The 23,329-nt window shown below is 71.1% G+C and carries 9 protein-coding genes; 4 read left to right on the top strand and 5 right to left on the bottom strand.

Going from position 1 to position 23,329, the window contains the following annotated elements:
- Positions 1-20 precede the first annotated feature (20 nt).
- The 4 genes from QGN30_RS13405 (at position 21) to QGN30_RS13390 (ending at position 4,764) form a co-directional block, all read left to right on the top strand.
- Positions 21-1,037: an SDR family oxidoreductase gene (locus tag QGN30_RS13405; protein ID WP_248913346.1), complete on the top strand. Its 1,017-nt coding sequence runs from the start codon at positions 21-23 to the stop codon at positions 1,035-1,037.
- A complete protein-coding gene (locus QGN30_RS13400) occupies positions 1,025-2,146 on the top strand; it encodes an enolase C-terminal domain-like protein (RefSeq protein WP_376713503.1) in 1,122 nt (373 codons plus the stop codon). The genes QGN30_RS13405 and QGN30_RS13400 overlap by 13 nt, the downstream gene beginning before the upstream one ends.
- A 90-nt stretch (positions 2,147-2,236) precedes the next feature.
- Positions 2,237-2,923, top strand: a complete 687-nt coding sequence (locus QGN30_RS13395) for a PAS and ANTAR domain-containing protein (protein ID WP_248913348.1) — start codon at positions 2,237-2,239, stop codon at positions 2,921-2,923.
- A gap of 23 nt (positions 2,924-2,946) precedes the next feature.
- Positions 2,947-4,764: an ABC-F family ATP-binding cassette domain-containing protein gene (locus QGN30_RS13390; RefSeq protein WP_248913349.1), complete on the top strand. Its 1,818-nt coding sequence runs from the start codon at positions 2,947-2,949 to the stop codon at positions 4,762-4,764.
- A gap of 104 nt (positions 4,765-4,868) precedes the next feature.
- Here the strand turns inward: QGN30_RS13390 and QGN30_RS13385 are convergent, their stop codons facing one another.
- The 5 genes from QGN30_RS13385 to QGN30_RS13365 all read right to left on the bottom strand — a co-directional run bounded on the left by QGN30_RS13385 (position 4,869) and on the right by QGN30_RS13365 (position 23,316).
- A complete protein-coding gene (locus tag QGN30_RS13385) occupies positions 4,869-6,167 on the bottom strand; it encodes an HNH endonuclease signature motif containing protein (RefSeq protein WP_248913350.1) in 1,299 nt (432 codons plus the stop codon).
- Positions 6,168-6,224: 57 nt separating this feature from the next.
- The gene (locus tag QGN30_RS13380; RefSeq protein ID WP_014380317.1) at positions 6,225-7,286 is read right to left on the bottom strand and encodes a type III polyketide synthase; all 1,062 of its coding nucleotides are present in this window, start codon (positions 7,284-7,286) and stop codon (positions 6,225-6,227) included.
- Positions 7,287-7,446: 160 nt separating this feature from the next.
- Positions 7,447-10,548: a type I polyketide synthase gene (locus tag QGN30_RS13375; protein ID WP_036459112.1), complete on the bottom strand. Its 3,102-nt coding sequence runs from the start codon at positions 10,546-10,548 to the stop codon at positions 7,447-7,449.
- Positions 10,549-10,550: 2 nt separating this feature from the next.
- Positions 10,551-16,946 carry a type I polyketide synthase gene (locus QGN30_RS13370; RefSeq protein ID WP_248923685.1) on the bottom strand — a complete coding sequence of 2,132 codons (6,396 nt, stop codon included), beginning with the start codon at positions 16,944-16,946 and terminating at the stop codon, positions 10,551-10,553.
- Positions 16,927-23,316, bottom strand: coding sequence for a type I polyketide synthase (locus QGN30_RS13365; RefSeq protein WP_248923122.1), 6,390 nt, complete (start codon positions 23,314-23,316; stop codon positions 16,927-16,929). Before QGN30_RS13365 ends, QGN30_RS13370 begins: the two co-directional genes overlap by 20 nt.
- Between the last annotated feature and the right edge of the window lie 13 nt (positions 23,317-23,329).

Genomic DNA, 23,329 nt, shown 5'->3' with positions numbered 1-23,329 from the left:
ACCGAGCGAAAGGGATTGCGATGACTCAGACAGTGGTGATCACGGGAGCCAGCGCCGGCATCGGGCGCGCCACCGCGAAGGAGTTCGGGCAGCGCGGCGCGAACGTCGCCCTGCTCGCCCGCGGCGCCGCCGGGCTGGAAGGCGCGGCCCGTGACGTCGAGAACGGCGGCGGCAAAGCCCTGGCCATCCCGACCGACGTGGCCGACCACGCGGCCGTCGTCGCCGCCGCCGACGAGGCCGAAGCCGCATTCGGTCCCATCGACGTGTGGGTCAACGTCGCGTTCACCTCGGTGTTCGCGCCGTTCACCGAGATCAGCCCCGAGGAGTTCAAACGCGTGACCGAGGTGTCCTACCTCGGCTACGTGCACGGCACCATGGCGGCGCTGGCCAAGATGCGCCCCCGCGACCGCGGCACCATCGTGCAGGTCGGCTCCGCGCTCGGGCAACGATCCATCCCGCTCCAATCGGCCTACTGCGGAGCCAAACATGCCATCAACGGGTTCACCGAGTCGGTGCGCTGCGAGCTGCTTCACGAGGGCTCGAAGGTGCGGATCACCGTGGTGCAGATGCCCGCGGTCAACACCCCGCAGTTCTCGTGGGTGCTGTCCCGGCTGCCCCGCCACCCCCAACCGGTGCCGCCGATCTATCAGCCCGAGGTCGCCGCCCGCGGCGTGCTGTACGCCGCGGATCACCCAGGGCGCAAACAGTATTGGGTCGGCGACTCCACCATGGTGACGCTGCTGGCGCAGAAGTTCGTCGCGCCGCTGCTGGACCGCTACCTCGGCCGCACCGGATACGACTCGCAGCAGACCGAGGAGCACGTCAGCGCCGGCCGGCCCCACAACCTCTGGGAACCGCTCGACTCGCAACCCGGCAGCGATCACGGCGCCCGCGGCGAATTCGACGACGAGTCGCACACCCGCAGCCCGCAGCTGTGGGCGTCGCAGCACCCGGTCGTCAGCGGCACCGGCGCGCTGGGCGCCGCGGGTGTGGGCGCGTGGCTCGCGGCGCGCGCCGGCCGACGGTGGGCGCGATGACGACCCGGCTCGACACGACCATCGATGAGGTCAGCGCGCAGGTCTACAAGATCCCCACCGACGCACCGGAAGCCGACGGGACCCTGGCCTGGTCGTCGACCACGCTGGTGCTGGCCGAGGTGTCGGCCGGAGGCGAGCGCGGAATCGGCTACACCTATGGCGACGGCGCCTGCGGCAAGCTGATCACCGGGCCGCTGGCCGGCACTCTCACCGGGCACAACGCCGTCGACATCCCCGCCCGGTGGGAGTCGATGGTCAAGGCGATGCGCAACAACGGGCGGCCGGGTTTGGTGTCGTGCGCGATCTCGGCGATCGACACCGCGCTGTGGGACCTCAAGGGCAAGCTGCTGGGGCTGCCGGTGTGCCGACTGCTCGGCATGGCGCATCCCGCGGTGCCGATCTACGGCAGCGGCGGCTTCACCACGTATGACGAACGCACCACCCGCGCCCAGCTCGAACGCTGGGTCGACGAGTGGCAGATCCCGCGCGTCAAAATCAAGATCGGCGAGTCATGGGGCTCCGACGAGCGTCGCGATCTTGATCGAATAGCCTTGGCACGCAAGGTGATAGGGCCCGGCACCGAACTCTACGTCGACGCCAACGGAGCCTACCAACGCAAGCAGGCGATCCGGGTGGCCCACGCCATGGCCGATCACGACGTCACGTGGTTCGAAGAACCCGTCTCCTCGGACGATCTGGCCGGGCTCCGCGAGGTGCGCGACCAGGTGACCCCGGACGTCACCGCCGGCGAATACGGCTATGACCTGGCCTATTTCCACCGAATGCTGGCCGCCGGCGCGGTCGACTGCCTGCAGATCGACGTCACCCGCTGCGGGGGCATCACCGACTGGGTGCGCGCCGCCGCCGTGGCCGCCGCCCGCAACGTGGACGTCTCCGGGCACTGCGCCCCCAACCTGCACGCCCACGTCGCCACCGCCATCCCGAATCTGCGGCACCTGGAGTACTTCCACGATCACCACCGCATCGAGCACATGCTCTTCGAGGGCGCGCTCGCCCCCGAGGGCGGCGCCCTGCGGCCGGATCAACACCGGCCCGGGTTCGGCCTGGAGTTCAAGCACAGCGACGCCGAGCGGTACCGGGTGGCCTGAGAACCCCGCCGCTGCCGGCAGGCATGGACGGGGCCAAAAACGGGAACCGATACGCCAGGGTTTTCACAAACGGAAATGGAGCAAGGCGCGATGAAAGTGAACTCGGACGACGAAACCGTGGAGCGCCACGAGGCGCTCATGCGTGACGTCGTCGAGGAGAGCGACCTCAGCGCGGTCGACTCGGTGCTCGGTCTCGGCGATCCGCAGCGCGTCGGCCGGTTCCGGTTCTTTCTGGACGGCCATCGCTGGGAATGGTCGGACGCGGTGGCGCGCATGCACGGCTACAAGCCCGGACAGGTGCAGCCCACCACGGAACTGTTGCTGCAACACAAGCATCCCGAGGACCGCGAACGGGTGGCGGCCGTGCTGGAGCGGGTGATTAAGGGGAAGCCGTTCAGCAGCCGACACCGCATCATCGACACCGCCGGGCGCACCCACTGCGTCGTCGTCGCCGGGGATCGGATGGTCGACGACGCCGGTGCGCTGGCCGGCACGTCCGGCTTCTACGTCGACGTCACCGACTCGCTGCACACCGACATCACCAACGTGCTGTCGGCGGTCGCCGAGGCCCGAGCCCGCATCGAGCAGGCCAAGGGCGTGCTGATGGTCACCTACGGCATTTCCGCCGAGCGGGCGTTCGACATCCTGGTGTGGCGTTCCCAGGAGTCCAACCTCAAGGTGCGCGACGTCGCCGGCCGCTTCCTGGACGCCGTGGCCAGCAAGGCGTCAGCGGAAACGCAAAGCCATGTGGACCAGGCGCTGCTGACGCTGGAATAGCACGCGCCAGTAGGGTCGGGCCGGTGGCGCACCTACTCGGAGCCGAGGCCGTACACCTCGAATACCCGACCCGGGTGGTGTTCGGGTCGATCACGCTCGGGGTCAACGACGGCGCGCGAATCGGCATCGTCGGTCGCAACGGCGACGGCAAGTCCAGCCTGCTGCGGCTGCTCACCGGCCAGCAACAGCCCGACTCCGGCCGGGTCACCCGGCGCAGCGGGCTGCGGGTCGGCGCGCTAAGCCAGGCCGACACCCTGGACCCCGACCACACCGTGGGGTGGACCCTGGTCGGCGACGCCGCCGAACACCAGTGGGCCGGCGACCCGCGGGTCCGCGACGTGGTCACCGGGCTGGTCTCCGACATCGCTTGGGACGCAACGGTTGCCACGCTCTCCGGTGGGCAGCGCCGGCGGGTGCAGCTGGCCAGGTTGCTGGTGGGCGAATGGGACGTCATCGCGCTCGACGAGCCCACCAACCACCTGGACATCGAGGGGATCAGCTGGCTGGCCGGCCACCTGAAGGGGCGCTGGGCGCGCAACACCGGCGGGCTGCTGCTGGTCACCCACGACCGCTGGTTCCTCGACGAGGTCGCCACCACGACGTGGGAGGTGCACGACGGGATCGTCGAGCCGTTCGACGGCGGGTACGCGGCCTATGTGCTGCAGCGCGTCGAGCGAGACCGGATGGCCGCCGTCGCCGAAGCCAAGCGGCAGAACCTGATGCGCAAGGAGCTGGCGTGGCTGCGTCGCGGCGCCCCGGCGCGGACCTCCAAGCCCAAGTTCCGGATCGAGGCCGCCAACCAGCTGATCGCCGACGTGCCGCCGCCGCGTGACACCGTCGAGTTGGCCAAGCTGGCGAGCGCCCGGCTCGGCAAGGACGTGATCGATCTGCTCGACGTGTCGGTCTCGTTTGGCGGCCGGCCGGTGCTGCGCGACGTCGAGTGGCGGATCGCCCCGGGCGAGCGCACCGGCATCGTCGGGGCCAACGGCGCCGGGAAGTCCACGCTGCTGGGGTTGATCGACGGCACGATCGCGCCCGATGCCGGCCGCGTCAAACGCGGCAAGACGGTGCGGCTGGCGGTCCTCGACCAACAGGGCGACGCGCTGGGCGCGGTCGACGACGACCGGATCGCCGACGTGCTGGGCCAGCTGCCCGGCGCCTACCAGGTCGACGGCCGTGAGGTGACCCCGGCCCAGCTGCTCGAGCGGCTCGGCTTCGGACGCGGCCAGCTGTCCGCCCGCGTGGCGGATCTCTCCGGCGGCGAGCGTCGGCGGCTGCAGCTGATGCTCACGTTGCTGTCCGAGCCCAACGTGTTGCTGCTCGACGAGCCGACCAACGACGTGGACACCGACACGCTGGCGGCAATGGAGGATCTGCTCGACTCCTGGGCGGGAACGCTGATCGTCGTCTCGCACGACCGCTATCTGCTGGAGCGGGTCACCGATCAGCAGTACGCGGTGCTCGACGGCCGGTTGCGGCACCTGCCCGGCGGCGTCGACGAGTACCTGCGGCTGGCCGAGCGGCGGCAGGACGGGGCGGGCACCGAAGAGGCGCGGCCGGCGCAGGCGTCGCGGTCGGCGCAGGAGTCGCAGCCGTCGCAGGCGTCGCGGCCCGCGATGTCGGGCGCCCAGCGCCGCGCCGCCGAGAAAGAGGTGGCCTCCCTCGACCGCCAGCTCGCGCGGTTGACGGACCGGATCGAGGACAAACACCACGAACTCGCGGCCCACGACCAGTCCGACCATGTCGGCATCACCCGGCTCACGCAGGAGCTGCGCGCGCTCGAAGACGAGGTCGCCGCGACCGAGAGCCGTTGGCTGGAGCTTTCGGAATTGCTCGAATAGCGGTGAGCGGCTACAGCTTTCGTGATGCGGTGTAGATGTGCGACCTGGTGGTGTGAACGAATTTTGTTATGCCCCACTGTGTTTGATCGCCAGGACTGGCCGGGCTAGTTGGTTGTCGGTGGTGGTTGGGGTTGGAAGGGGTCATACCACCACCAGTCGGCGCGTTCGCCGGTAGGTCCCGGGCACGGTGGCACCGCGGGCGGGGGTCGGGTGGGTGGGTGCGCGAGTGAGCCCGGGCTCAGGATTTGGCCGGCCTCGTCGGTGACGGTCAGGGCGTCTGCGGGTCCGGTGAGGGTGATAACGCCCCGGTGATGCAACCGGTGGTGATACGGGCAGACCAGCACCAGGTTGGCCAACTCCGTGGGGCCACCGTCCTCCCAATGCCACAGGTGATGCGCGTGCAGGCCACGGCTGGCCCCGCAGCCGGGCACCGCGCACGTGCGGTCGCGATATTCCAGCGCGCGGCGCAGCCGCCGGTTGATCACCCGCGTCACCCGCCCGGCCCCAATAACCTGCCCGTCGCGTTCGAACCAGACCTCACAGGTGACATCGCAGGTCAACAAGCGGCGTTCGGCATCCGAGAGCAGCGGACCCAAATGCAGGGTTGCCACGCGCTGCCCGACGTCGAGGTGGGCCACCACCGTGGTGTGCTGCCCATGGGGGCGGCGGGTGGCCTCGGCGTCCCAACCCGCCTCGACCAGACGCATCAACGCATCGACGGTGCTCGGCAACGGGGGCCGCTGATCGGATGAACCCTCGCCGTTTGCGTGATCGTGTTTCCACTCGGCGATCAGCGCCTCACGATGAGACGCCAAAGCGGCGTCGAACTTCGCGGCATCCAAGTGGCCCAGCATGATCCGATAACAGGCGCCCCACTCAGTGGCGGTCGTAGTGATCGAACGCTCAGGCTCGATCTCGGGCCGAGGTTCGGACTCGGACTCGGACTCTGACTCTGACTCGGACCGAGGTTCAGGTTCGGGTCGCGGTTCCAGCTTCACCGCGGTACGCAACTGACCGACCGTCGCGACCGCGGCCAGCTGCGCGTAATGCTCATCGGATCCCTCACCCGCGCGGGCGGCGATCACCCCGACCTGATCGGCCGACAGCCGACCCTCCCGCAGGCCGGCGGTGCAGCGCGGAAACTCCTCGAGCCGGCCCGCAATGGCGGCCAGCGTGTGCGCGTTGGCCGACGAGCAGCCCAGCTTCCAGGCCACCAACGCCGGCACCGAGCGCGCCCCGGTCACACCACACAATTGGTCACGATCAATCTCGGCCACGATCTCCACGATGCGCCCATCAATCGCATTGCGCTGACCCGCCAACTCCGCCAACTCGCCAAACAGCACCTCAAGGCGGTCACTCGCAGTGACCACCACAGCCTCAGCGGACGCGGTCGACGACATGACGCCATCCTTGCAGCGACCACCGACATCACCGGGCCGCCTACGGAAGCGACCCGCTCAGTGCCAGCGCAGCAGCACCAGTTCGGACCCGAAGCCGGGTCCCGTCGCGATCATCAGCCCGGGGCTTCCGCCGGGCGGTGGCTTGGCGATGGTGTCCCGCAGGATGTGCAGCACCGATGCGGACGACAGGTTCGCGATTTCGCCGAGCGAGCGCCAGGTCAGCTCGTGCGCCTCCGGCGGCAGCTCGAGGCACTTGGCGATGGTGTTGATGACTTTGGGGCCGCCGGGGTGCGTCACCCAGGCGCCGACGTCGTCCTTGGTCAGCTGGTGCGCGGCGAGGAACCGGCTCACGTCGTCGGCCAGGTACCGGTCGATGACGGCGGGCAGTTCCGGCGACATCACCAGCTGGATGCCGGCCGAGCCGACGTTCCAGCCCATGATGTGCAGCGATTCGGGGTACAGGCGGCTGCGCGAATCGAGGATGTCGGGCCCGGCCGAGCTCAGCTGCTCGGCGCGACGGTCGCCGACGGCGACCACCGCGGCGGCGCCATCGCCGAACATCGCGGTCCCGACCAGCCCCGACACCGTCGGGCCGACCGCGGGGAAGGTCAGCGAGCACAGCTCGACCGATACCAGGGCGGCGACGCCGTCGGGGGCGCCACGCAGGTAGTCGTGCAGCCTGCCGACCCCCGCCGCCCCGCCGGCGCAGCCCAGCCCGAACAGCGGCACGCGGCGCACGTCCGGGCGCAGGCCGAGGCGCCCGACGATCCGGGCGTCGAGCGACGGCACCGCGACGCCGGTGACGGTCGTGGTGACGATCGTGTCGATGTCTTGCGGGACGAGCCCCGCCTCGTCGAGGGCGCCGAGCAGCGCGTCGCAGCCCAGTTCCACGGCCTTGTCGATGAAGACCTCGTTGGCCTCACCGAAGTCGGTCAGCGCGTGGTACCGCTCGAGCGGCACGACGAAGTGGCGGCTGTTGACCTTGGCGGCAGCGTGCAGACGCCGGACGATCTCTTCATGTTCCTTCAACGCGGGGAACTCGACGATGTGGTCGGTGATTTCGCGTTGGCTGTAGCGATGCGGCGGCAAAGCGCCGAACACACCCGCGATGACGCTCATGCTCTACTCTCTTGATTGCCAACCAACGTGAACACGATTCCGCGTAATGCCGGAAGTTTATTCGGTTGGCTGTGGTCTTGCAAAAGTTTCTGGTATTCAACACATGTCAGATTGACTGCGCGTGGTGTACGCGTAATCATGTCCGCCAGCGGGGAATTCGTCATTCGATTTCGTCGTCTTCCGCCGCATCGAGCGCCATGGCGATTAAATCGTCGGGGCTCAAAGAATCGATATCGTCACCGCTGGGACCGGGTTCATTTGCGTCGCCGTCGGGTGTTTCCGGCACACCGGCGAGTAATAGGAGTTTGTCGAGCAATCCCGTTCTGCGAAGTTCACGCACAGGAATCCTCCTCAGCGCGGACCATAGTTTTTCGTCGTCGGATTCCTCGCGATCGTCATGGAGTAGTTGCCGGCGAAGATGATCGGCCAGCGCGGCCGGGGTCGGGTAGTCGAAGATCACAGTGCGTGACAACGCCGTCCCGGCATGTGTGGTGAGGCGGTTGCGCAATTCGACCCCGGTCAGTGAGTCGAACCCGAGGTCGCCGAAGGCGCGGTCGTGGTCGATGGCCTGTCCGCCCGGATATCCCAGCACGGCCGCCGCGTGCTCGCACACCAACCCGAGCAGCACACGCTGCTGTTCGTCGCGCGGCAGGCCGTGCAACCGCTGGGCCAAGTCGGGCGAGCGCGTCACGGTGGCGGGCGCGGCCCCCGATCCCCCCGGCCCGCGCCCGTCGCCGAGCCAAAACCTGTCTCGCGCAAAGCCATACGTCGGCAATTCAACCCGCCGCGCGTTCAGGCCGGCGAAGACGCCCGCCCAGTCGAGGTCGAGTCCGCGGGTGAACAGCTGCCCGGCGGCGGCCAGGGTCGATTCCGTCTCGGGGCGGTCCTTGGGCATGGTGGCCAGCGACGCCGCCCGCTCGGCGCTCAGTGATTGGTCCACGGCGGCGGTCAGCGCCGCGCCCGGTCCCAGCTCGAGGAAAATCGCGGCGCCGCCCGCCTCGGCGGCGCGCACCCCCTCGAAGAAGCGCACCGGCCGGCGCACGTGTTCCACCCAGTACTGCGCCGATCCGTACTCGGCATCGGCCGGCCGCCCGGTCAGGTTCGAGACCAACTCGACTCGGGGGCGCCGCGGTTCGATGCCGGCCGCCGCCGCGGAAAACTCGCCCAGCATGGGCTCCATCAGTGGGGAATGAAACGCGTGGGAGACCGCCAACCGGTGTACGCGCCGACCGGTTTGCGCCAGCCGATCGGCCAGCGCCGCGACCGGTGTCTGTTCGCCGGAGAGCACCACCGACTGCGGGCCGTTGACCGCCGCGATGCTCACCCCACCGTCCATCAACGCGGCCACCTCGGCCTCGCCGGCGCCGACCGCCACCATCACCCCACCGGCCGGCAGCCGTCCCATCAGCCGGCCGCGGGCCGCCACCAGCCGGGCCGAATCGGGCAGCGACAGCGCCCCGGCCACGCACGCCGCGGTGATCTCCCCCACCGAATGTCCCATCACCACATCCGGTGCGACACCGAAGGATTGCCACAGCGCCGCCAGCGCGATCCCCAACGCGAACAATGCCGGCTGGGCAAACTCCGTGCTCTGCAACAACTCCGGGTCCGCGCCCCACATCACCTCGCGCAAGGGCAGCCGCACATGCCCGTCCACCACTTCGACGGCCTCGTCGAAGGTGCGGGCGAACACCTCGAAGCGGTCGTAGAGTTGGCGCCCCATCCCGAGCCACTGCGAACCCTGGCCGGGAAAGACGAACACCGTCTTGCCCGGCGGCATGCCCCGGCCCACCGACACACCCGAATGTGGCTGCCCCGCCGCCAGCGCCGCCAATCCCGTTGCCAGCTCCCCACGATTGCCACCCACCACGACCGCGCGGTGCTCGAAAGACGCCCGGGTGCTGACCAATGACCAGCCCACGTCGAGGGGGGTGAGATCCTCCCGCTCGGCCAGGTGGTCCGACAGCCGCCGCGCCTGGTTGGTGAGCGCACGTTCGGATCGGGCCGAGAGCACCCACGGCACCGTGAGGCCTGGGTCCGATTGCGCCGCATCGGGTTGGGCGGGAGGCTGTTCCACGACGAGGTGCGCGTTCGTCCCGCCCATGCCGAACGAGGACACCCCGGCCCGCCGCGGGTGGCGCGTGGACGGCCAGGGCACCGCCACGGTATTGACTTGCAGTCCAAGGCGATTCAGATCCACCTCGGGATCTGGGCCGGCATGGTTGAGGCTCGGCGGAATCGTCGAATGGTGGATCGACAGGACGGCCTTGAGCAGACCCGTCACGCCGGCGGCGCCGCCGGCGTGGCCGATGTTGGTCTTCACCGATCCCACCCGCACCGGATCGTGTGCGCGCACGCCGAAAACCTCACCCAGCGCTTGGGCTTCGATCGCGTCACCCACTTTGGTTCCCGTGCCGTGGGCCTCGACGTAGTCGATGTCCGCCGCGTCGAGGCCGGCGTCGGCGAGCGCGCCGCGGATCACGTCGGCCTCGCCACGCGCCGACGGCACGGTCTGGCCGGCCGGGCTGTGCCCGGCGTTGGCGACGGCGCTGCCGCGAATGACGGCGTGGATGCGATCGCCGTCGTCGAGCGCGGCCGGCAGGGGCTTCAGCAGCACCAGCCCCGCGCCCTCACCGCGCACGTAACCGTCGGCGCGCCGATCGAAAGCGTAGGTGTGGCCGGACACCGACACGGCACCGAATTCCCGTTCCAGCATGGCGATTTCGTCGGCCAGGTTGAGGTGAACCCCGCCCGCGATGGCCAGCGACGACTGCCCGGTCCGCACGCTTTCGCATCCGAGGTGCACCGCCACCAGGGACGAGGACTGGCCGGAGTCGACGGTCATGCTGGGCCCCTGCAGCCCGAAGGCATACGAGATCCGGTTGGCGATCATCGCCCGGCTGATGCCGGTGAACGTGTGGTGGTCGAGGTTGTCGGCGAGGTCGCGCAGCGTCAGCGCGGCGTAGTCATCCGTCATCACCCCGAGGTACACCGAAACCGGTTCTGTCCGCAGTGTGTCGGGAACGATGAATGCGTTCTCGAACAGCTCCCAGGTCAATTCGAGGGCCAGCCGTTGCCTCGGGTCCATCGCGCACGCCTCGCGCGGCGACAGGTTGAAGAAGTCGGCGTCGAATTGCTGCGCCTCCCCGGCGAATTGGGTGTTCTCCCGCCCGTCGCGGATGAGCCGCCACAAGGCCTCGGGGCCGGCCGCTCCGGGGAACTTGCACGCCAGCCCGATGATCGCTACGTCTGTCGAGGCCAAGGTCAGGGGCCGACTTCGTCGTCGAGGATGGCAAAGAGCTGACTCTCGGTGGCGGTGGCGAGGTCGTCGTCGAACGCGTCCTCAGGCTGATCCGGCAGCGCGGACGGTGTCGGACCGGTCGCCGTCGCCAGCAGACCCTCGAGCCGGGCGACGAGCTGTGCCCGGTCGGCGGGGCTCAGCCCGGGCCGGCCCAGCAGTGCCTGCAGTTCCCGCGCGATGTCGTCGAACCGGGCGATGCGATCGGGCTCGGTGGCCGGGGCGGCGACGGAGCCGGTGGCCAGTTCGGTTCCGAGGTGTTCGGCCAATGCGGCCGGCGTGGGGTGATCGAAGATCAGCGTGGGTGAAAGGGTAAGCCCGGTAGCGATTTTGAGCCGGTTTCGCAGTTCGACGGCGGTCAGCGAGTCGAAACCGAGGTCACCGAACGCGTCGTCGGCGTTGACGTCGGCGGTGGTGTGCCCCAGTACCGTGGCCGCGTTGCCGCAGACCAGTTCCACCAATTCGGCTTGTCGCTGTTCGGGACTCAGGCCGTCCAGGCGCGCCCGCAGGCCCGTCAGGGACACCATGTCGGTGTGCTCGAGGACCCGCCGGGCGGGGCGGGTGGCCAGCTGGCTCAGCAGCGGCGGCAGCGTGGCGCTGTGGTGCGCCAGCGCGCCCCGGTCGAGGCGGGTGCCCACCACCATGGGCCGGTCGCCGAGCAGCGCGGCGTCCAACAGATCCAGCGCTTGCCGGGTGGACAACGCGCTCAGCCCGGCCCGGCTCATCCTGGCCCGGTCGGCCTCGCCGAGGTGGTGCGTCATCGCCGACGGCTCTTCCCACATCCCCCACGCCACCGACAATCCCGGCAGCCCCCGGGCGTGGCGATGGGCCGCCAGCGCGTCGAGGAAGCTGTTGGCCGCCGCATAGTTGCCCTGACCCGGCGCACCCACGATGCCGGCCATGGACGAAAAGGCCACGAACGCGGCCAGGTCCAGTTCTTTGGTCAGCTCGTGCAGGTGCCACGCGCCGTCGACCTTGGCGCGCAACACCGCGTCGATACGCGCGGGAGTCAATGACGCGACCATCGCGTCGTCGATCACCCCCGCGGCGTGGAACACCGACCGCAGCGGGTAGTGCGAGGGCACCCGCCCCAGCAGGGCCGCGACCGCGTCCCGGTCGCCGACATCGCAGGCCACCACCGACACCGAGGCGCCCAGGTCGCGCAATTCGCCTGCCAGCTCGGCGATTCCGGCCGCCTGCTCCCCGCCGCGACTGACCAGCATCACGTGGGGCACCCGATGCCGCTCGACGAGGTGGCGGGCCACCGCCGACCCCGCCATGCCGGTGCCGCCGGTGATGAGCGCGGTCCCGCCCGCCAGCCCCGCGGGGCCGTCCGGCATGGTGAGCACGACCTTGCCGATGTGACGGGCCTGGCTGACAAAGCGGTAGGCGTCGGCGGCGCTCCGCGCGTCGAAAGCCTTGACCGGCAACGGCGCCAGGGCCCCGCCGGCGAACAACGTCATCAATTCGGCCAGCATCTCCGCGATCCGATCCGGGCCGGCCTCCATCAGGTCGAAGGCGCGGTACCCCACCCCGGGGTGGGCGTGCGCGACGGCATCCGGATCACGCAGGTCGGTCTTGCCCATCTCGATGAAACGACCACCCCGGCCCAAGAGCCGCAGGGACGCATCGTTGAATTCACCGGCCAGGGAGTTGAGCACCACGCCGAAGCCCCCGGCGCCCACCGCCGCGCGGAACTTGTGCTCGAACTCCAGCGTCCGCGAATCCGCGATGTGGGCGTCGTCGAAACCCATGGCGCGCAGCGTGTCCCATTTGCCGCGACTGGCCGTCGCGAACACCTCCGCGCCCCAATGCCGGGCCAGCTGCACCGCGGCCATGCCGACCCCGCCGGTGGCCGCGTGCACCAGCACCCGTTGGCCCGCCCGCAATCCGGCCAACACCGAGAGCCCGTAGTACGCGGTCAGGAACACCACCGGCACGCCGGCGGCCTGAGCCATCGACCAGCCCCGCGGCACCCGCGTGACCAGCCGCCGATCGACGGTCGCCTCCGAACCCGCCAGCCCGAAGATCCCCATCACCGCGTCGCCGACGGCCACATCGGTGACGCCGGAACCGACTTCGGTCACGATGCCGGCGCCCTCGGCACCCAACTGCGCGGCACCGGGATACATGCCCAGCGCCACCAGCACGTCCCGGAAATTCACCCCGGCCGCGGCCACCGCCACCCGCACCTGTCCGGCTTCCAGCTCCGCCGGCGGGTACTCCTGGACCGCCAGATCCTCCAGCGTCCCGGCGTCGCCGGCGGCCAGCCGCCACACCGACGGCGGCTCGGGCAGCGACAACAGCGCCCGCTGGCCGGCCGGCTTCAGCCGGGCACTGTGGGCGATGCCGTCGCGCACCACCAATTGCGGTTCGCCGCAACCGATCACCGTCACGACGTCCAGCGAGCCGTCGGTGTCGACCAACACGATGCGGCCCGGATGCTCGGCCTGGGCCGAGCGCACCAGCCCCCAGACGGCCGCGCCGGCCAGGTCGGAGACGTCGTCAGCGGACAGGGTCACCGCACCACGGGTCTGCACCACCAACGTCCCGGCCGCGTCGCCGGACAGCCAGGACTGCAAGACGCCAAGCGCCTCGTGCGCCGCGGCGTAGACCGCGGTGATCGAAGCGCCCGGGGGCGGTTCCCAAACGGTCACGCCCTGGCCAACCCCGTTGCCCGGGAGCGAGATCGGCGACCACACCACGTCGAGGAGCTCGCCGCTCCCGGCGCGGGCCGCCAGCGCCGCCGTCAATTGGTCGGCCGACACGGCGCGCGTCACCAACTCCCGCACCGACAGCACCGGCAGGCCCGACGCGTCGGCCAGGTCGACCGACACGGCGCCGGTGCCCGCCGGCGCCAGCCGCACCCGGACCCGCGACGCACCCGCGGCGTAGAGGCTCACGCCCTGCCAGGAGAACGGCAACACGGTCTCGATCCGCTCGTCGGCCACCCCGAGCGCGTGCAACGCCGCGTCCAGCAGCACCGGGTGGATGCCGAAGCCGCCGGTCGCGACACCGGCGTGCTGCGGGAGTTCGACCTCGGCGAACGTTTCGGCCCCCCGCCGCCACACGGCCCGCAACCCCTGAAAGGCCGGGCCGTACCCGTAGCCGCGGTCCGCCAGGCCGTCGTACGCGCCGGCCACGTCCACCGCCTCGGCGCCGACGGGGGGCCACACCGACAGATCCGCCACCGGCGTGGTCGCGCCGTCGCGCAACAAGCCCTCGGCGTGCAAAATCCAATCCGTTTGCGCCGCACGCGAATACACGGAGACGGCCCGCGCTCCGGTGCCGTCGGCCGCCTCCACCACCACCTGCAGCTGCACGACCCCGCCCGCCGGGACCGCTAGCGGCGCCGACAGCGTCAGTTCCTCGATCACCGAGCAGCCGACCTCGTCACCCGCCCGCAACGCCAGCTCCACGAAGCCCGCCCCGGGGAACAGCACCGTGCCGGCCACGGCGTGGTCGCCCAGCCACGGTTGGGCGGCCGTCGACAGCCGGCCCGTCAACACCACACCGCCGGAATCCGGCCGGTCCACCACCGCCCCCAAAAACGCGTGCTCGGCCTCGGTCAGACCCAGGCTGGCGATGTTCGCCGATCCCACCGAATCGCTCGACAGCCAAAACCGGCGCCGCACAAAGGCATACGTCGGCAACGGGATGCGCCGCGCGCTCAGCCCGGTGAACGCCGCCGACCAGTCCAGGTCCGAACCTGTCGCGAACAGCTGTCCGGCCGCCGACAGCAGCGAGTCGACCTCGGGGCGGCCCTTGGCCATCGACACCACCGACATCGCGCGGTCGGTGGTCAGGCACTGGTCGACCGCGGCCGTCAACGCCGCCCCGGGGCCGACCTCTAAAAACACACCGGCGCCCAGCGATTCGGCCAGCTGCACGCCGTCGACGAACCGCACCGGCTTGCGCACATGGTCAACCCAGTACGCGACCGTCCCATAGTCGGGCCCGGCCAGTTGCCCGGTCAGGTTGGACACCAACGCGATCCGCGGCTCGCGGGCCGACACGCCGGCCACCACCGCGGCGAAGTCCCCCATCATGGGTTCCATCAGCGGCGAGTGGAACGCGTGCGAGACCGCCAGCTGCCGCACCCGGGCGTCCCCGGCCGCCAGCCGGTCCGCGACCACCTTCACCGCCGACTCCGAGCCCGAAAGCACCAGCGATTGCGGGCCGTTGACCGCCGCGATGCCGACGTCGCCGTTCAGCAGCGGCGCCACGTCGGCCTCGGTCGCGGTCACGGCCATCATCACCCCACCGCGCGGCAACTGCGCCATCAACCGGCCCCGGGCCGCGACCAATCGCGCCGCGTCGGACAGCGAGAGCGCGCCCGCGACGCAGGCCGCGGCGATCTCCCCCACCGAGTGGCCGATCACCACATCCGGTGTGACGCCCAGGGATTCCCACAGCGCGGCCATCGCGATCTCCAGCGCGAACAGCGCCGGCTGGGCGAATTCGGTGCTCTGCAACAACTCCGCGTCGGAGCCCCACATCACCTCGCGCAACGGCAGCCGGCAGCGGGCGTCCACCGCGGTCACCGTCTCGTCAAAAGCCTGGGCGAACGCGGGAAAGCGTTCGTACAAGGCCGCGCCCATGCCCAGCCACTGCGAACCCTGACCGGGAAACACGAACACGCGCTTGCCCGCCGCGCGGGTGCGCCCGGTGATCGCGCCCGGGACCGGCGCCCCCGCGGCCAACCCCGCCAGGCCGGCTGACAGGCCCGCACGGTCGGCGCCGATCAGCACCGCGCGGTGCTCGAACGCCGCCCGGGTGGTCGCCAACGACCAGCCCACGTCCACCGCGGGCACATCCGGTGTGGCGCCCAGGTGGTCCAGCAGGCGTTGGGCCTGACCGGCCAGCGCGTCGGTCGAGCGTGCCGAAACCACCCACGGGACAACGGGATTCGAGCCGTCGCGCGCCGCGGGCACGTCGTTGGGTTCGGCGGGTGCCTGCTCGACGATCACGTGGGCGTTGGTGCCGCTGATCCCGAAGGAGGAGACGCCCGCCCGCCGCGGCCCGCCGTGATCCGGCCAGGGCCGCGGGTCGGTCAGCAGCGACACCGCCCCGGCCGACCAATCCACATGGGGCGACGGGACATCCACGTGCAGCGTCCTGGGCAACACCCCGTGCCGCATCGCCTGCACCATCTTGATCACCCCGGCCACGCCCGCCGCGGCCGAGGTGTGGCCGATGTTGGATTTGATCGATCCCAGCCACAGCGGGCGGTCCGCCGGGCGGTCCTGCCCGTACGTCGCGAGCAGCGCCTGCGCCTCGATGGGGTCCCCGAGCACGGTCCCGGTCCCGTGGCCCTCCACGGCATCCACGTCCGCCGCCGTCAATCCGGCGTTGGCCAACGCGGCCCGGATGACCCGCTGCTGCGACGGGCCGTTGGGTGCGGTCAAGCCGTTGGACGCGCCGTCCTGGTTCACCGCGGTGCCCCGCAGCAGCGCCAGGACCGGGTGTCCCAGGCGCCGCGCGTCGGCCAGCCGCTCCAGCACCAGCACACCGGCGCCCTCCGACCACGAAGTCCCGTCCGCCGCACCGGCGTACACCTTGCAGCGACCGTCGGGCGCCAGCGCCCGCTGCCGGCTGAATTCGACGAACGCCGCCGGGGTGGCCATGACGGTCACTCCCCCGGCCAGCGCCAGGTCGCATTCCCCGGACCGCAACGACTGCGCGGCCAGGTGCATGGAGACCAACGAGGACGAGCACGCGGTGTCCACCGAGACCGCCGGGCCTTCCAGCCCCAACACGTACGACACCCGGCCCGAGGTGACGCTCAGGGTCGAGCCCGTGAGCCCGTAGCCCTCCAGCTCGCCTTTCACCTCGCCGCCATACCCGGCGTGAATGACCCCCGCGAAGACTCCGGTCGCCGTGCCGCGCAGCGCGAAGGGGTCAATTCCCGCGCGCTCCAACGCCTCCCAGCAGATCTCTAGCATCATCCGCTGTTGGGGGTCCATGGCCAGCGCCTCGCTGGGCCCGATGCCGAAGAACCCGGCGTCGAAGTCCCCCGCGTGCTGCAGGAAGCTGCCGTGGCGGGTGTACATCTTGCCTTTCGCGTCCGGGTCCGGGTCGTAGAGGCCCTCGACGTCCCAGCCGCGATCGAGCGGGAAGTCCGACACCGTGTCCCGCCCCTCGGCGACCAGCTCCCAGAGGGCTTCCGGGGTGTCCACGCCGCCGGCGTAGCGGCAGGCCATGCCCACCACCGCGACCGGTTCGGACAGTTGGCCTTCCAGCTCGGCGACGCGCCGCCGGGTCCGCCTGAGATCCGCCGTGAGGCGCTTCAGGTAGTCGACGTGCTGCGCGGTGCCGGGCGTCGCCGCTCCTGGCGGGGTGTCAGCGGCCGAGTTCTTCATCGAGGATCGCAAAGAGTTGGCTTTCGGTGGCGGCATCGAGGTCATCGTCGAGGTGTTCGGAGTCGGCCGGATCGGCGGGCGCAATGGCGCCGAGCAGGGTGTGGATGCGCGCCCGCAGCACCGAGCGGTCGTCGGCATTCCAGTCGGGCGCGCCCAGCAGCGCCTGCAGTTCGCGGGTGATGTCGTTGACCCGGGCCATCAGGTTCGGCTGCACGTCGGTGCCGGCCCCCGCCAGTTGTGTGTCCAGGTGCCCGGCCAGCACGGTCGGCGTGGGGTAGTCGAAGATGAGTGTTGGCGAAAGGGTAAGGCCCGTCGCGTTTTTGAGCCGGTTACGCAGCTCGACCGCGGTGAGCGAGTCGAAGCCGAGCTCCTGGAACGCGCGGCCGACGTTGATGTCCGCCGGGTTCGGCACGCCCAGCACCATCGCGGCGTTGCCGCGAACCAGGTCGATCAATTCGCGCTGCCGGGCCTCGGGGCTCAGGCCGTTCAGGCGTGCGCTCAGACCCGTGCTGGACGCGGCGGCGCCGGTGTCGTCGACCACGCGCCGGGCCGGGCCGGCGGCGAGTTCGCGCAGCAGCGGCGGCAGCGCGGCGACGTTGTCCGACAGGGCGGCCCGGTCCACGGCGGCGGCCACCAGCACCGGACGGTCGACCAGCATGGCGGCGTCGAAGGCCGCCAAGGCCTGCCCGGTGGGCAGCGGCGCCAGGCCGATCCTGCTCATCCGGGCCTTGTCCCGGTCTCCGAGGTGCGCCGTCATCGCCGAGGCCTGTTCCCACAGGCCCCAGGCCAGCGACAGGCCCGCGAGGCCGTGGGCGCGCCGGTAGGCGGCCAGTCCGTCGAGGAAGCTGTTGGCCGCCGCGTAGTTGGCCTGTCCCGGGGTCCCCACGATCCCGGCCATCGACGAAAACACCACGAACGCCGACAAATCCAGATCGCGGGTGAGCTGGTGCAGGTTCCAGGCACCGTCGACCTTGGCCCGCAGCACCGCGTCCACCCGGTCCGGGGTCAGCGACGAGATCAACCCGTCGTCGAGGATCCCGGCGGCGTGAACGACGCCGCGCAGCGGATAGTGCGCCGGTATCCGGGAAAGCATCGCCCCCACCGCGTCGGGATCGGCGACGTCGCAGGCCTCCACCGACACGTCGGCGCCGGCCCGCTTCAGCCCGTCCACCAGTTCCGCGACACCGGGGGCCTCCGCGCCGGCCCGGCTGACCAGCACCACGTGGGCCACCCCGTAGCGGTCGACGAGGTGGCGGGCCAGCGCCGAACCGGCCATCCCAGTGCCGCCGGTGATCACCACACTGCCCCCGGCCAGCCCGCCGCCGCAGCCGCTGAGCACCTCGCCGGGCCCCGACGGCACGGTGAGCGCGACCTTGCCGACGTGGCGGGCCTGGCTGACGTACCGGTAGGCCGCCGCGGCGCAGCGGACGTCGAATGTCTTCTGCGGCAACGGTGTCAAGACCCCGCGGGTCAACAATCCGACGATCTCGGCCAGCATGGCCGCCGTCCGGTCCGGGCCGGCCTCCAACAGGTCGAAGGCCCGGTACTGGGCGCCCCCATATTGTTCGGCGACGACGCGCGGGTCGCGGACGTCGGTCTTGCCCATCTCGATGAATCGCCCACCGGGCGCCAACAGCCGCAGCGAGGCGTCGGTGAAATCGCCGGCCAGGGAATTGAGCACGACATCGAAGCCGCGGTCACCCGCCACCGCGCGGAACTTCTCCTCGAACTCGAGCGTGCGGGAATCCCCGATGTGGTCGTCGTCGAATCCCATCGCGCGCAAGGTATCCCACTTGCCGCGGCTTGCGGTGACGAACACCTCCGCACCCCAGTGCCGCGCCAGTTGCACCGCGGCCATGCCCACTCCCCCGGTGGCGGTGTGCACCAACACGCGCTCCCCGCAGCGCAGCCCCGCCAGCACCGACAACCCGTACAGCGCGGTGAGGAATACCACCGGCACGCCGGCGGCCGCGACCAGCGACAGCCCGTCGGGCACCGGTGTCACCAATCGCTGGTCGACCACCGCCTCGGAGCCGACGACCCCCAACAACCCCATGACCGGATCACCGACGGCCAACCCGGTCACGTCGGGGGCGACCTCGACGACCACACCGGCGCCCTCGGCCCCCAGCTGTCCGCCGCCGGGATACATCCCCAGCGCCACCAGCACATCGCGGAAGTTGACCCCGACCGCGGCCACCGCCACCCGCACCTGCCCCGCGGTCAATTCGGTTCGCGGGCAAGGGCTTACGACGAGGTCCTCCAGGGTGCCCTCGCCGCCGGCGTCCAACCGCCAGCCACCGGCCGGCAGGCCGATCGCGGAGTCCGCCCGCACCGGCCGCAGCCGGGCCGCATAGGCGACGCCCCGGCGGACCACCACTTGCGGCTCACCGCAACCGATTACCGCGTGGGCATCCAGCGACCCGTCGGAGTCGATCAGCACCATGCGGCCGGGGTGCTCGGCCTGCGCCGAGCGCACCAGGCCCCACACCGCGGCGCCGGAAAGGTCCGAAACGTCTTCGCCGGCAAGCGCGACCGCGCCGCGGGTCCGCACGGCCAGCACCCCGTCGCCGTCGGCGCGCAACCACGATTGCAGCACCTCCAAGGCCTCGGCGGCCGCCGCGTGCACCGACTTCACCACGTCGCCGCCGTGATCGGCCAACTCCCACACCGTGGCGTTTGCGCCGTCGTCCTCGCCGCCCAGCGTGATCGGTGACCAGGTCACGTCGAGCACTCCCTGGGCGAGCGGGCGCCGCGCGGGAACCGCCGCGGTGGCCAATTGCTCGGCGGAGACCGGGCGCATGGCCAACGCGCCCACCGACAGCACCGGCAGCCCCGCTCCGTCCGCCAATTCCACCGAGACCGCCCCGGCGCCGGCGGGCGCGATCCGTACCCGCGCCCGCGCCGCGCCCGACGCGTGCAACGACACGCCCTGCCAGGAGAACGGCAACACGGTCATGTCCTGCTCGCCGGCGGCCCCGATCGCGTGCAGCGCGGCGTCCAACAGCACGGGATGGATTCCGAAGCCGCCGTCGGCCGCGGCGGCGTCGGGCACGGCGACCTCGGCGAAGAGCTCGTCCCCGCGCCGCCACATCGCCCGCAATCCCTGGAATGCGCGGCCGTATTCGTAGCCGCGCCGGGCGAGCGCGGCGTAGGCGCCCGAGACCTCGACCGCGGTCGCCCCGATGGGCGGCCACACCGAGAGGTCCGCGGCCGGCGTCACCGCCCCCGGCCGCAACAGTCCCTCGGCGTGCAACACCCACTCCGAACCCGGCTGCGCGGCATCCGAATACACCGACAGCCGACGCCGACCCGACTCGTCGGCCGCCCCGACCACGAGTTGCACCTGCACTCCGTCGCCGGCGGGCAGCACCAAGGGCGCCGACAGCGTCAGCTCGTCGAGCACGCCGCAGCCGACCTCGTCACCCGCGCGGATGGCCAGCTCGACGAATCCCGCGCCGGGGAACAAGACGGTCTGGCCCACCGCGTGATCGGCCAACCAGGGGTGGGCGGCCGTCGACACCCGGCCCGTGAGCGCCACACCGCCGGAGTCGGGCCGGGGCACCACCGCGCCGAGCAGCCCGTGCTCGGCACCGCTAACCCCCAGGGTGGCGGCGTCAGACGAGCCCGTCGATCCGCCCGGAAGCCAAAAGTGTTGCCGCACAAACCCGTACGTGGGCAGGTCGACACGCCGGCCGCCCAGGCCGTCGAACGCGGCGCGCCAGTCCACACCCACGCCCGCTACGAACGCCTGCCCGGCCGAGAGCCAGAAGCGGTCCGGGCCGCCGTCGTCACGGCCCAACGACGGGATGACGCAGCCCTGTTCGTCGTCGGGCATGGTCTCTTCGATGGCGGCCATCAGCACGGGGTGCGGGCTGGATTCGATGAACGCCCGATAGCCCGCGTCGCAGGCGCCGCGGACCGCCCGCTCGAACTGCACCGTCTGCCGGATGCTGCGGAACCAGTAGTCGGCGTCCAGTCCCGCGGTGTCCATGAGCTCACCGGTCACGGTGGAGAAGAACGCGACCGAGGACGACCGCGGTGCAATGCCGTCCAGCGCCGCGGCGAGGGGCTCGCGGATCGCGTCCACCGCGGCGGAATGCGAGGCGTAGTCGACATCGATGCGGCGGGCGCGGATGTTGTCGGCTTCGCACCGCCGCATCAATTCGGTCAGCGCGTCCACCTCGCCGGAGACCACCACCGCCGAAACACCGTTGACCGTGGCGATATTCAATCGCTCACCCCACGGCGGGATGAGCTGCTCGGCGCGCGGCAGGGCGCAGGCCAGCGAGACCATGCCGCCCCGGCCCGACAGCCCCACCAGCAGCCTGCTGCGCAGCGCCACCACCCGGGCGGCGTCTTCCAGCGACAGCGCCCCCGCCACGCAGGCCGCAGCGATTTCGCCCTGGGAATGACCGATCACCGCATCGGGCACCACGCCCACCGAACGCCACAACTCCGCGAGCGACACCATGACCGCCCACAGCGCCGGCTGCACCACGTCCACCCGGTCCAGTCCGGGCGCGCCCGGCGCGCCGCGGATGACGTCGATCAGCGACCAGTCGACGTGATCGGCGAGCGCCCCCGCGCACCGGTGCAGCTGCTCGGCGAACACCGTTGAGCCGTCCAGCAATTGGGCGCCCATGCCGGCCCATTGCGAGCCCTGGCCGGGGAACACGAACACCGTCTTGCCGGGCGACTGCGCCCGGCCCACCGCGACGCCTGCCCCCTGCTCGCCGGCCGCCAACTCGGCCAGCCCCCGCAGCAGCTGCGCGCCGGTGGCGCCCACGACCACCGCGCGGTGCTCGAAGCGCGACCGCGTCGCGACCAGGGACCAGCCCACGTCGACCACCCGCAGCGCGGGGTGGGCCTTCACGTGCGCCAGCAGCCGCGCCGCCTGGTTCGCAAGCGCCTCGGCCGACCGGGCCGAGAGGACCCACGGCACCACCACGTCATCGCCTGGGGGCGAGTCGCTTTCGGGCTCCGGCGCATACTGCTCGACGATGACGTGCGCGTTGGTGCCGCTGATGCCGAACGACGAGACGCCCGCGCGGCGCGGCCGGTCGGGCGTGGACCAGGGGCGCGATTCGGTCAGCAGCGACACCGCGCCGGCCGACCAATCCACGTGCGGCGTCGGCTCATCCACGTGCAGCGTCTTGGGCATCACGCCGTGGCGGATCGCCTGCACCATCTTGATCACTCCGCCGGCGCCGGCCGCGGCCGACGTGTGACCCATGTTGGATTTGATCGACCCCAGCCACAGCGGCCGGTCCGCGGGCCGGTCCTGCCCGTAGGTGGCCAGAAGCGCTTGCGCCTCAATCGGATCCCCGAGCGTGGTGCCGGTCCCATGGCCCTCCACCAGGTCCACATCCGCGGTGCCCAGCCGCGCGTTGGCCAGCGCCGCCCGGATCACCCGTTGCTGCGAGGGCCCGTTGGGCGTCGCCAGCCCGTTGGACGCGCCGTCCTGGTTCACCGCGGACCCGCGTATCACGGCCAGCACCGGATGCCCGAGCCGGCGCGCGTCGGCCAGCCGCTCCAGCACGAGCACGCCGACGCCCTCGGAAAACCCGGTGCCGTCGGCCGCGCCCGCGTAGGCCTTGCAGCGGCCGTCGGCGGCCAGCGCCCGCTGGCGACTGAATTCGATGAACATCGCCGGCGTGGCCATCACCGTCACGCCGCCGGCCAGCGCCAGATCGCATTCACCGGAACGCAACGACTGCGCCGCCAAATGGAGGGCCACCAGCGACGACGAACACGCCGTGTCGACGGAGACCGCCGGGCCCTCGAGCCCCAACGAGTACGCCACCCGCCCCGATGCCACACTCAGCGTCGAGCCGCGCAGGCCGTATCGCTCCAAGTGTCCCGGCACCCGGCCCTGTCCCCCGTAGGAGCCGTGAAAGATCCCGGCGAACACGCCGGTCGACGAACCGCGCAGGGTGACGGGATCGATTCCGGCCCGCTCCAACGCCTCCCACGACACCTCGAGCAACAGGCGTTGCTGCGGGTCCATCGCCAGCGCCTCGCTCGGCGCGATCCCGAAGAAGGCGGCGTCGAAATCCCCGACGTCCGAGAGGAACCCGCCGCAGCGCGCGTAGGACTTTCCGACCGCGTCCGGATCCGCATCGAAGAGCCCGGCCAGGCTCCAGCCGCGGTCCGACGGGAACTCCGAGACGACGTCGCGGCCCTCAACCACCATCTCCCACAACGCCTCGGGCGAGTCCACCCCACCGGGATAGCGGCATCCCATGCCCACCACCGCCACCGGTTCGGTGGTGGCGGCGAGGTATTGGCGGTTCTCGCGCTTGAGCCGCTCGTTTTCCTTCAGCGATTGGCGAAGGGCCCGGACGAGCTCTTCGGTGTTGCCGTTCATCGAACGCGGCCTT

The sequence above is a fragment of the Mycobacterium sp. 3-98 genome (assembly GCF_035918355.1).
GTDB classification, from domain to species: domain Bacteria; phylum Actinomycetota; class Actinomycetes; order Mycobacteriales; family Mycobacteriaceae; genus Mycobacterium; species Mycobacterium intracellulare.
Note: the sequence above shows the minus strand (reverse complement) of the source record. Positions and strands in the feature narration are given on the sequence as shown.

Coding starts and splice junctions, on each gene's coding strand:
- QGN30_RS13365 (WP_248923122.1), bottom strand. CDS start 23,316: ATGAACGGCAACACCGAAGAGCTCGTCCGGGCCCTTCGCCAATCGCTG.
- QGN30_RS13405 (WP_248913346.1), top strand. CDS start 21: ATGACTCAGACAGTGGTGATCACGGGAGCCAGCGCCGGCATCGGGCGC.
- QGN30_RS13385 (WP_248913350.1), bottom strand. CDS start 6,167: ATGTCGTCGACCGCGTCCGCTGAGGCTGTGGTGGTCACTGCGAGTGAC.
- QGN30_RS13380 (WP_014380317.1), bottom strand. CDS start 7,286: ATGAGCGTCATCGCGGGTGTGTTCGGCGCTTTGCCGCCGCATCGCTAC.
- QGN30_RS13370 (WP_248923685.1), bottom strand. CDS start 16,946: ATGAAGAACTCGGCCGCTGACACCCCGCCAGGAGCGGCGACGCCCGGC.
- QGN30_RS13395 (WP_248913348.1), top strand. CDS start 2,237: ATGAAAGTGAACTCGGACGACGAAACCGTGGAGCGCCACGAGGCGCTC.